Origin of the sequence: Streptomyces sp., assembly GCF_050698815.1 — a bacterium.
Taxonomy (GTDB): Bacteria; Actinomycetota; Actinomycetes; order Streptomycetales; family Streptomycetaceae; genus Streptomyces.
Map to the genome: position 1 here is coordinate 1 of NZ_JBOHCV010000209.1, position 10851 is coordinate 10851.

Annotated in this window: 10 protein-coding genes and 1 pseudogene; 1 reads left to right on the forward strand and 10 read right to left on the reverse strand. The window is 70.9% G+C overall.

Going from position 1 to position 10851, the window contains the following annotated elements; translation table 11 throughout:
* From carB to pyrR, 6 genes and pseudogenes are all read right to left on the reverse strand, one after another.
* Positions 1 to 1975, reverse strand: a pseudogene (gene carB / locus ACRDP3_RS07800) (carbamoyl-phosphate synthase large subunit); the annotation flags it as partial.
* A complete protein-coding gene (gene carA / locus ACRDP3_RS07805; protein ID WP_431516111.1) occupies positions 1968 to 3152 on the reverse strand; it encodes a glutamine-hydrolyzing carbamoyl-phosphate synthase small subunit in 1185 nt (394 codons plus the stop codon). The gene carA and the pseudogene carB, both read right to left, overlap by 8 nt.
* A complete protein-coding gene (locus tag ACRDP3_RS07810; RefSeq protein ID WP_431516112.1) occupies positions 3149 to 3772 on the reverse strand; it encodes a hypothetical protein in 624 nt (207 codons plus the stop codon). Before ACRDP3_RS07810 ends, carA begins: the two co-directional genes overlap by 4 nt.
* Positions 3769 to 5058: a dihydroorotase gene (locus ACRDP3_RS07815; protein WP_431516113.1), complete on the reverse strand. Its 1290-nt coding sequence runs from the start codon at positions 5056 to 5058 to the stop codon at positions 3769 to 3771. Before ACRDP3_RS07815 ends, ACRDP3_RS07810 begins: the two co-directional genes overlap by 4 nt.
* Positions 5055 to 6065, reverse strand: coding sequence for an aspartate carbamoyltransferase catalytic subunit (locus ACRDP3_RS07820; protein WP_431516114.1), 1011 nt, complete (start codon positions 6063 to 6065; stop codon positions 5055 to 5057). Before ACRDP3_RS07820 ends, ACRDP3_RS07815 begins: the two co-directional genes overlap by 4 nt.
* A 133-nt stretch (positions 6066 to 6198) precedes the next feature.
* Positions 6199 to 6819 (reverse strand): bifunctional pyr operon transcriptional regulator/uracil phosphoribosyltransferase PyrR, encoded by a 621-nt coding sequence (gene pyrR / locus ACRDP3_RS07825; protein ID WP_431516115.1) that lies wholly within the window; start codon positions 6817 to 6819, stop codon positions 6199 to 6201.
* Positions 6820 to 7028: 209 nt separating this feature from the next.
* Between pyrR and bldD the strand changes: the two genes are divergently transcribed.
* Entirely contained in the window at positions 7029 to 7529 is a 501-nt protein-coding gene (gene bldD / locus ACRDP3_RS07830) for a transcriptional regulator BldD (RefSeq protein WP_431516116.1), read from the forward strand.
* Between the two features lie 149 nt (positions 7530 to 7678).
* Here bldD and nusB read toward each other — a convergent pair whose 3' ends face one another.
* The 4 genes from nusB to ACRDP3_RS07850 form a co-directional block, all read right to left on the reverse strand.
* Positions 7679 to 8104 (reverse strand): transcription antitermination factor NusB, encoded by a 426-nt coding sequence (nusB, locus tag ACRDP3_RS07835; RefSeq protein WP_431516117.1) that lies wholly within the window; start codon positions 8102 to 8104, stop codon positions 7679 to 7681.
* Positions 8105 to 8106: 2 nt separating this feature from the next.
* Positions 8107 to 8673: an elongation factor P gene (efp, locus tag ACRDP3_RS07840; RefSeq protein ID WP_431516118.1), complete on the reverse strand. Its 567-nt coding sequence runs from the start codon at positions 8671 to 8673 to the stop codon at positions 8107 to 8109.
* 73 nt (positions 8674 to 8746) lie between these two features.
* Positions 8747 to 9874: a M24 family metallopeptidase gene (locus tag ACRDP3_RS07845; RefSeq protein ID WP_431516119.1), complete on the reverse strand. Its 1128-nt coding sequence runs from the start codon at positions 9872 to 9874 to the stop codon at positions 8747 to 8749.
* A 139-nt stretch (positions 9875 to 10013) separates the two neighbouring features.
* Positions 10014 to 10851, reverse strand: an 838-nt coding sequence (locus tag ACRDP3_RS07850) for an AAA family ATPase (RefSeq protein WP_431516120.1), incomplete at its 5' end; no start/stop codon positions are given.

Genomic DNA, 10851 nt, shown 5'->3' on the forward strand with positions numbered 1-10851 from the left:
CCTTGAGCGCCTGGGCGAGGCCCAGCGGTGTCTGGCCGCCGAGCTGGACGAGGACGCCCGCGACGGGCCCGGCCGCCTTCTCGGCGTGCACGATCTCCAGCACGTCCTCCAGGGTGAGCGGCTCGAACTAGAGCCGGTCGGAGGTGTCGTAGTCGGTGGAGACGGTCTCCGGGTTGCAGTTGACCATCACGGTCTCGTAGCCCGCCTCGCCGAGCGCGAAGGAGGCGTGCACGCAGGAGTAGTCGAACTCGATGCCCTGGCCGATGCGGTTGGGACCCGAGCCGAGAATGATCACCGCCGGCTTCTCGCGCGGGGCGACCTCGCTCTCCTCGTCGTAGGAGGAGTAGAAGTAGGGCGTACGGGCGGCGAATTCGGCGGCGCAGGTGTCGACCGTCTTGAAGACCGGCCGGATGCCCAGGGCGTGCCGTACCTCGCGTACGACGTCCTCGCGCAGCGAGCGCAGGGCGGCGATCTGGGCGTCGGAGAAGCCGTGCCGCTTGGCCTCGGCCAGCAGCCCGTGACTCAGTTCGGGCGCCGCGGCGACCTCTTCGGCGACCTCGTTGATCAGGAAGAGCTGGTCGGTGAACCAGGGGTCGATCTTCGTGGCGTCGAAGACCTCCTGCTGGGTGGCCCCCGCCCGGATGGCGGCCATGACGGTCTGGATACGGCCGTCGGTCGGCCGGGCGGCCCGCTCCAGCAGCGCCGCCTTGTCACCGGCGGGGGTGACGAAGTCGAACTGGCTGTCCTTCTTCTCCAGCGAACGCAGCGCCTTGTTCAGCGCCTCGGGGAAGTTACGGCCGATCGCCATCGCCTCGCCCACCGACTTCATGGTGGTGGTGAGGGTGTCGTCCGCGCCGGTGAACTTCTCGAAGGCGAACCGTGGTGCCTTGACCACGACGTAGTCGAGGCTGGGCTCGAAGGACGCCGGGGTCTTCTCCGTGATGTCGTTGGGGATCTCGTCCAGTGTGTAGCCGACGGCCAGCTTCGCCGCGATCTTCGCGATGGGGAAGCCGGTGGCCTTGGAGGCGAGCGCGGAGGAGCGAGAGACGCGGGGGTTCATCTCGATGACGACGACCCGCCCGTCGGCCGGGTCGACGGCGAACTGGATGTTGCAGCCGCCGGTGTCGACGCCGACCTCGCGGATGACGGCGATGCCGATGTCCCGCAGCGTCTGGTACTCGCGGTCGGTGAGCGTCATCGCGGGCGCGACGGTGATGGAGTCGCCGGTGTGCACGCCCATCGGGTCGAAGTTCTCGATGGAGCAGACGACCACGACGTTGTCGTGCTTGTCGCGCATCAGCTCCAGCTCGTACTCCTTCCAGCCCAGGATGGACTCTTCCAGCAGCACCTCGGTGGTCGGCGAGAGAGTCAGGCCCTGTCCGGCGATCCGGCGCAGCTCCTCCTCGTCGTGCGCGAAGCCGGAGCCGGCGCCGCCCATGGTGAAGGAGGGGCGCACGACGACCGGGTAACCGCCCAGCTCGCCGACCCCGGCCAATACCTCGTCCATGGAGTGGCAGATGACCGAGCGGGCGGACTCGCCGTGCCCGGTACGGGCGCGGACGGCGGCGACCACGTCCTTGAACAGGTCGCGGTCCTCGCCCTTGTGGATCGCCTCGACGTTGGCGCCGATCAGCTCCACGCCGTACTTCGTCAGCGTGCCGGCCTCGTGCAGCGAGATCGCGGTGTTCAGCGCGGTCTGGCCGCCGAGAGTGGGCAACAGGGTGTCCGGGCGCTCCTTGGCGATGATCTTCTCGACGAACTCCGGCGTGATCGGCTCCACGTACGTGGCGTCGGCGATCTCCGGGTCGGTCATGATCGTGGCCGGGTTGGAGTTGACCAGGATGACGCGCAGGCCCTCGGCCTTGAGCACCCGGCAGGCCTGCGTTCCGGAGTAGTCGAACTCGGCGGCCTGACCGATGACGATCGGGCCGGAGCCGATCACCAGAACGGACTGGATGTCGGTGCGCTTAGGCACGCTGGCCCTCCATGTGCTGTGTGCTGCCGTGCTGTTCGTCGCTCATGAGTGCGACGAAGCGGTCGAAGAGGTAGGAGGCGTCGTGGGGTCCCGCCGCCGCCTCGGGGTGGTACTGGACGCTGAAGGCGGGCCTGTCCAGCAGCCGCAGGCCCTCGACCACGTTGTCGTTGAGACAGACGTGGGAGACCTCGGCTCGCCCGTACGGGGTCTCGCTGACCGTCTCCAGCGGCGCGTCGACGGCGAAGCCGTGGTTGTGCGCGGTGACCTCGACCTTGCCCGTGACGCGGTCCTGCACGGGCTGATTGACGCCGCGGTGGCCGTACTTCAGCTTGAAGGTGCCGAAGCCGAGCGCGCGGCCGAGGATCTGGTTGCCGAAGCAGATGCCGAACAGCGGTGTGCCGCGCTCCAGCACCTCGCGCATCAGCGCGACCGGGTGCCCGGCGGTGGCGGGGTCGCCGGGGCCGTTGGAGAAGAACACCCCGTCGGGGCGCACGGCGTAGATGTCCTGGGCCGTGGCGTCGGCGGGCAGTACGTGCACCTCGATGCCCCGCTCGGCCATCCGGTGCGGGGTCATGCCCTTGATGCCGAGGTCGATCGCGGCCACGGTGAAGCGCCGGGTGCCGATGGCCGGCACGACGTAGGGCTCCTGGGTGGCCACTTCGCCGCACAGGTCGGCACCGGCCATCGCGGGGGCGGAACGTACCCGCTCCAGCAGCGCCGCCTCGCCGGCGGCGGCGGCCTCGCCGGAGAAGATGCCGGCCCGCATCGCGCCGCGCTCCCGCAGATGGCGGGTGAGGGCGCGGGTGTCGACGCCGCTGATGCCGACGACCGACTGGGCGATGAGTTCCTCGTCCAGGGTGCGTACGGAGCGCCAGTTGGAGGGCTTGCGCGCGGGGTCGCGGACGACGTATCCGGCGACCCAGATCCGCCCGGATTCGGGATCCTCGTCGTTGACGCCCGTGTTGCCGATGTGCGGGGCGGTCATCACGACCACCTGCCGGTGGTAGGAGGGGTCGGTCAGGGTCTCCTGGTAGCCGGTCATGCCGGTGTTGAAGACGGCCTCGCCGAAGGTCTCCCCCACGGCGCCGTAGGCGCGGCCGCGGAAGCTGCGGCCGTCCTCCAGTACGAGTACGGCGGGAGTCCTGGCGGCCCCCGGGCCGGTGGCGGCGGTCCTCATGATGCGCCCTTCCGGTCGTGCGTGGTGGCGGCAGCATCGGTGGTGCCGTCGTCGGTCATCTCGTCGGTCATCTCGTCGGTCATGCGGACGATGTCCTCGACCCAGGCGGTGTGCTCGGCGGCCCGGTCGGAGCGGAACCCCGAGTCGAGCAGCTTGCCGCCGTGCTCCCAGGTGATCACCAGCAGGCCGTCCTCGGTGAGCACCTTGCCGGCGATGCCCTTCTCCAGCCTGGCGCCGCGCAGCTGCCGGGCCGGGATGAAGAAGTCGCGCGCCCCGGGCCGCAGAACGTCGAGGCCGTCGTCCGTGAGCGTCAGCGCGGCGCGGCTGCGGGTGCCGAGACCCTGGGCGACGATCCGGTCGAGCCACTGCCCGGCGCTGGTGGAGCCGTGATAGCGGCCCTCCAGCCTCCGGCGCGCCGCACTCGGCTCCGGCGGGGCTGCCGGCAGCTCGGGCAGCTCGGACTGCAGGGTGCCGCGCCACTTCCAGCCCTGCCGCATCAGCCAGTACAGCAGCGCGATGAAGAGCAGCAGACCGATGACCCAGCCGATGCGGGCCGCCCAGTCGGTGACCTCCTGCGACCTCTGCTCGGCGGGACCGGCCAGTTGGAATAGTGCGTTCACGCCAGCTTCCCGTCCACGACCGTCGCTCTGCCCCGCAGCCAGGTGTGCGTGACGCGTCCCGGCAGTGCGCGGCCCTCATAGGGGGTGTTGCGGCTGCGGGAGGCGAAGCCCGCGGGGTCCACCTGTCCACGGTAGTCGGGGTCGAGGAGCAGCAGGTTCGCCGGTTCACCGGCGGCGACCGGGCGGCCCTGGCCGGGCAGCCTGCTGATGGCGGCCGGGCGGTGGGACATCCGGTCGGCGATCCGCGCCCAGTCGAGCAGCCCGGTCTCCACCATCGTGTGCTGGACGACCGAGAGCGCCGTCTCCAGGCCGACCATGCCCATGGCCGCCGCGCCCCACTCGCAGTCCTTGTCCTCGTACGGGTGCGGGGCGTGGTCGGTGGCGACGCAGTCGATGGTGCCGTCGGCGAGCGCCTCGCGCAGGGCCGTCACGTCGGCCTCGGTACGCAGCGGGGGGTTCACCTTGTAGACGGGGTCGTAGGAGCGTACGAGCTCGTCCGTGAGCAGCAGATGGTGCGGGGTGACCTCCGCGGTGACCTGCCAGCCCTTGGACTTGGCCCAGCGGACCAGCTCGACGGAGCCCGCCGTGGACAGGTGGCAGATGTGCACGCGGGAGCCGACGTGTGCGGCGAGGAGCACGTCGCGGGCGATGACCGACTCCTCGGCGACGGCCGGCCAGCCGCCCAGACCCAGCTCGGCGGATACGGCGCCCTCGTTCATCTGGGCGCCCTCGGTCAGCCGGGGCTCCTGGGCGTGCTGGGCGACGACACCGTCGAAGGCCTTCACATACTCCAGTGCCCGGCGCATGATCACCGCGTCGTCGACGCACTTGCCGTCGTCGGAGAAAACGCGGACGCCGGCCGCGGAATCGTGCATGGCGCCGAGCTCGGCGAGCTGCTTGCCCTCGAGGCCGACCGTCACGGCGCCGATGGGCTGCACGTCGCAGTACCCCGACTCCCGGCCCAGCCGCCACACCTGTTCCACGACCCCGGCGGTGTCGGCGACCGGGAAGGTGTTGGCCATGGCGTGCACGGCGGTGAAGCCGCCCCGGGCGGCTGCCCTGGTGCCGGTGAGCACGGTCTCGGAGTCCTCGCGGCCCGGCTCGCGCAGGTGGGTGTGCAGGTCGACGAGGCCGGGCAGCAGGATGCGGCCGTCCGCCTCGACGACCTCCGCGCCGGCGGCGCTGATCCCCACGCCCACCTCGGCGACGGTCTCCCCGTCGACCAGTACGTCCTGCGGCTCGCCGCCGAGCAGCCGGGCGCCGCGGATCAGGGTCTTTCGCGTCATGATGGCTCGTTCTCCTCGGTACGGGCGGCTGTTTCCGCGGCTGGGGAGCTGATCGGGGAGCCGGACACGGCGGGCTCGGCGCCGCCCAGCAGCAGATACATCACGGCCATCCGGATACTGACGCCGTTGGCGACCTGTTCGACGGCTGTGCAGCGGGGTGAGTCGGCGACCTCGGCGGTGATCTCCATCCCGCGGTTCATCGGGCCGGGATGCATCACGACGGAGTGTTCGGGCATCCGTGCCATCCGCTGGCCGTCCAGGCCGTACCGGCGGGAGTACTCACGCTCGGTCGGGAAGAACGCCGCGTTCATCCGCTCCCGCTGGACGCGCAGCATCATCACCGCGTCGGACTTGGCGACGACGGCGTCGAGGTCGTAGCTGACCTCGCACGGCCAGGATCCGACCCCGACGGGCACCAGTGTCGGCGGCGCGACCAGGGTCACCTCGGCGCCGAGGGTGCTCAGCAGATGGACGTTGGAGCGGGCGACGCGGCTGTGCAGAACGTCGCCGACGATGGTGATGCGCCGCCCGGACAGGTCCTGCCCCTCGCCGCCCACGAGGCGGCGGCGCATGGTGAAGGCGTCCAGCAGGGCCTGGGTGGGGTGCTCGTGGGTGCCGTCGCCGGCGTTGATGACGGAACCGCCGATCCAGCCGGAGGTGGCGAGGCGGTGCGGGGCTCCGGAGCCGTGGTGCCGGATGACGACGGCGTCGGCGCCCATCGCCTCCAGGGTGAGCGCGGTGTCCTTCAGCGACTCGCCCTTGGAGACGGAGGAACCCTTGGCGGAGAAGTTGATGACGTCCGCCGACAGCCGCTTGGCCGCGGCCTCGAAGGAGATCCGGGTACGCGTCGAGTCCTCGAAGAAGAGGTTGACGACGGTGCGGCCGCGCAGCGTCGGCAGTTTCTTGACCGGCCGGTCGGCGACCCGGGCCATCTCCTCGGCCGTGTCGAGTATCAGGACGGCGTCATCGCGGGTGAGATCGGCGGCCGAGATGAGGTGACGCTTCATCTGTTGCCTTCCGTGGTCCGTGGGTTCGGATGTGGGGTGTCGGGATCGGGTGAGACGTCCGGCATGACGGGGCGTACGGGCGTGCGGCCCCGCCGTACGGGCGCGGAGGCTCCCGTGCGCGCCGAACCGGTCGCTAGCGCTCCGCCGGCGCTTCGTTCACCGGCGCGGTGCTGTGGCCGTGGGTCTGCACGCCGGCCCCGGCGGCGCCGAGCAGCACGCCGTCGCGGCCGTCCTCCTCGGTGAGCTGGACCTTGACCGTTTCCCGCAGGGAGGTGGGGAGGTTCTTGCCGACGTAGTCGGCGCGGATCGGCAGTTCCCGGTGGCCGCGGTCGACCAGGACGGCGAGCTGTACCGCGCGGGGGCGGCCGATGTCGCCGAGGGCGTCGAGCGCGGCGCGGATGGTGCGGCCGGAGAAGAGCACGTCGTCGACGAGGACCACCAGCCGGCCGTCGACGCCCTCGGGTGGGATCTCCGTACGCGCCAGGGCGCGGGCGGGGCCGAGCCGCAGATCATCGCGGTACATGGTGATGTCGAGGGAACCGTACGGGACCTCCCGGCCGGTGATCTCCGCGAGCTTGGCCGCCAGCCGCCGGGCCAGGAAGACACCGCGGGTGGGAATGCCGAGGAGCACCACATCGTCGGCGCCCTTGGCACGTTCGACGATCTCGTGGGCGATGCGGGTCAGGACCCGCGCGATGTCCGGCGCCTCCAGTACGGGGCGGGCCGGACCGGCGCTTGCGCTGCCGTTGTCCATGGGGAATGGACCTCCTTCCCCGCCTCACGGGACGGGCATTAAAGGACGTCTGAGCTTTCAGTCGACAACGGTACCAGGGGCTGGAGCGGGTTCGGCCGGGGGCTCGTCCGCCCTGCTCAGGCGGGGGTTCGAGGCGTTCGGCTTGACGGCGGACATTACGCTGCGTAACCTCACAGTGAGTTACCGATTTCTCGTCCGCGGGGAGCCATATGTCCAGCGAATACGCCAAACAGCTCGGAGCGAAGCTCCGTGCCATCCGTACCCAGCAGGGCCTCTCGCTCCATGGAGTCGAGGAGAAGTCCCAGGGCCGCTGGAAGGCGGTCGTGGTCGGTTCGTACGAGCGCGGCGACCGTGCCGTCACCGTTCAGCGCCTCGCCGAGCTGGCGGACTTCTACGGTGTGCCGGTGCAGGAGCTGCTGCCGGGAACCACTCCGGGCGGGGCCGCGGAGCCACCGCCGAAGCTCGTGCTGGATCTGGAGAGGCTGGCGCACGTACCGGCGGAGAAGGCGGGCCCGCTCCAGCGGTACGCGGCCACGATCCAGTCCCAGCGCGGTGACTACAACGGGAAGGTCCTCTCCATCCGTCAGGACGACCTGCGAACCCTGGCCGTGATCTATGACCAGTCGCCCTCGGTGCTGACCGAGCAGCTCATCAGCTGGGGCGTGCTGGACTCGGACGCGCGCCGCGCCGTCGCCCACGAGGACGCGTGACCGCCTGACGGCGGGACAGCCGAAGAAACGTGCCGCCGCCCGTGGCCGGCCCCGGAAGGGGCCGGCACACGGGCGGCGGATTTTCGCGTGCGCCTCTTTTCGCATGCGCCTTTCGCATGCGCCTCTTTTCGCATGCGCCTCGCGACGCGTCAGCGGCGAAGGCTCGGCTTGAGATCCTGCAGGCGGCCCAGCAGGCCGTTGATGAAGGGCGGGGACTCGTCCGTGGAGAACTCCCTTGCGATGTCCATCGCCTCATCGATGACGACCGCTTCGGGGACCTCTTCGGACCAGATCAGCTCGTAGGCCGCCAGCCGCAGGATGCAGCGGTCCGCGACCGGCATCCGGTCCAGCGTCCACCCCACCGAGTAGGTCGAGATCAGCTCGTCGATCCGGGGCGCGTTCTGCGCGTATCCCTCGATGAGCTCCCTCGTGTACTCGCCCACGGGCGGCTGCCGCTCGTCGGTCCGCGCGTGCCGGATCCAGTCCTCGAGGACTTCAGGCGCGGTGCTGCCGCGCTGGTCCGCCTCGAAGATGATCTGGAAGGCGCGCTTACGGGCCTTGCTACGGGCTGCCACGGTTAGCCGTTCACCCGGCCGAGGTACTCGCCGGAACGGGTGTCGACCTTGACCTTCTCGCCCGTCGTGATGAAGAGCGGCACTCCGACCTCGTAGCCGGTCTCCAGGCGCGCGGGCTTGGAGCCGCCGGTGGAGCGGTCGCCCTGTACGCCGGGGTCGGTGTGCTCGATGGTCAGCTCGACGGCGGCGGGCAGCTCAACGAAGAGCGCGTTCCCCTCGTACATCGCGACCGTCGCCTCGAAGCCCTCCAGCAGGTAGTTGGCGGTGTCGCCGACGACCTCGGGGGCGATGTGGATCTGGTCGAAAGTCTCCATGTCCATGAAGACGAAGTACTCGCTGTCCTTGTACGAGAACTGCATGCCGCGTCGGTCCACGGTCGCCGTTTCGACCTTGGTGCCCGCGTTGAACGTCTTGTCGACGGTCTTGCCGGACAGGACGTTCTTCAGCTTCGTACGGACAAAGGCGGGTCCCTTGCCGGGCTTGACGTGCTGGAACTCGACGACGGACCAGAGCTGGCCGCCGTCGAGCTTGAGCACCATGCCGTTCTTGAGGTCGTTCGTGGATGCCACGGTTGCGGAATCTCCTGAGACTGCTGCTGCGGGAACCAGAGGGCTGCCGCGTCCCCGTCACCCCCGTCGGAGGTCAGAGAGCGAGCAGCTCTTTGGTCGTGATGGTGAGTAGCTCGGGTCCGCCGTCCGCCGTGGGGCGGACGACGAGCGTGTCATCGATCCGGACACCGCCGTGGCCCGGAAGGTGGACCCCGGGCTCGATGGTGACCGGCACACAAGCGTCCAGTTTACCCATGGCACCAGGTGACAGCCGAGGGTCCTCACCGATTTCCAGTCCCACCCCGTGGCCGGTGGCCGGGCCGAGTGCTCCGCCGTGCCCCGCGGCGGCCAGCACCTGACGGGCCGCCCGGTCCACATCGCTGCAGGCCGTGCCGGGTGTGAGGGCCTCCCGTCCGGCCCGCTGGGCGGCGAAGACCAGGTCGTACAGCTCGACCTGCCAGTCCTCGGGGGCGGTTCCGATCACGAACGTGCGGCCGATCTGGCAGCGGTAGCCGTGATATTGGGCACCCAGCCGTACGGAGAGGAAGTCACCCTCCTCCACCCGCCGGTCCGTGGGACGGTGTTGCGCCAGACCGGAGTTGCGGCCGGTGGCGACGGAGGTCGGAAACGCGGAGCCCTCGGCACCGTGATCGATGAGGCGGCGTTCCAGTTCGAGTGCGAGATGCCGCTCGGTCCGCCCGACGAGGATCGACTCCAGCAGCTCCCCCAGTGCCTGATCGGTGATCTCGGCGGCGATCCGGAGCGCGGAGATCTCCTCGTCGTCCTTGATGACCCGCTGCTGTTCGACGGGGAAGGCGAGGCCGGTCAGCCGGAGTCCACCGGCGACGGAGGCCATCGCGCGATGCCGCGCGACGGTGAGGTGGTGCTCCTCGACGGCGAGGCTGCGCGCCCCGGCCGTGGCGGCGAGGCCGGCGGCGGCGACCGCCGTATCGCCCTCCGGCGAGGTGAGCTGCTCGGCTCGCAACTCATCGCCGGGGTGGCTGCCGCCGGAATGGCTCGGCCCCGCGTCGGCGGGGCCGAGCAGGGTGTCGGCACCGTCCGGGCCGAGCAGCAGCGCCGCCCCGTACGGCGGACGGCCGGTGAGATAGCGGATGTTGGCGGGCCGGGTGACCAGCACCGCGTCGGCGGGACCGTCCTGCGCGGCGCTCGCGGCGCAGCGCTCACGGAGCAGGACACGGCGAGCCACATGGACCTCGGACATACTGCCGAGCGTACGGAGCCCCGCCCGGGAGGGCAGGGAAGGCGGGGCCGTGCGAGCTAGACGCGCGTGTCGCGCGGCGCCCGGATCGGGCCTGCACCAGGGGATTCGTCCGCTTTTGCCCGCCCGAGGTCCGGGTCCGTCACCAGGGTGGCGGGCTGGCCAGGCTGCGGGCCACGACGTCATCGAGCATCCGCGCCGTGGTGGCGACGTCCTGGCGGGAGTTGTCGATGATCGGCAGGCCGGAGCCGTACCAGCCCGCCATCCTGCCGTGAATGTGCGCCACCTCCTCGTCGGTGAGGCGGCGGTTGCCGCTGCGTGCGGCGTTACGCTCCAGCACGATCTCCAGGCCGGGGAGCAGCACCACGGGGATCATGCCGGGGCCCACGTGCCGCTTCCAGCCGCCCAGGCCGACCACGGGGCGGTCCGGGAAGACGGCGTCGTCGAGGATGCAGGAGATGCCGTTGGCCAGGAAGTTGCGGGCGGCGAAGCCGCAGGTGCGGCGCGCGAGCCGGTACTGCGCCTCGGAGTGGTCGTTCCAGCCGGTCCGCGGGTCGGCGAAGCCGGAGTGCACCCATTCGCGTACGTCATCGAGGCTGATGTGCGAGGTGGGCACGGCACGGCGCTCGGCCCAGTGCCGCGCGACCGTGGTCTTGCCCGCGCCCGCCGGGCCGATCAGCAGCACCGCCACCGCGGCGCGGGTCGCGTCGAGCTGTGCCGGATCGGCGCCGGGCGCGGGTATCTCGACCGGGGCGCCGCGGGAGAGCTGGATATGGCCGGTGGATTCGGTCGGCGACGGCTCCAGGTTGCCCGTGTGGCGGTACCCGGCGGGTGGCGGAGGCGGCGCCGCGGGAGCCGGCGGCACCGGGGGCGGTGCGCCCGGAGCCGGCGACGGTGCGGTCCCGGGGGCCGGTACCTGCCCGGGCGGCTGTGCGGGCGGCGGTGCGGGCGCGGGCCAGCCTGGTTGCGGCGGCCCGCCG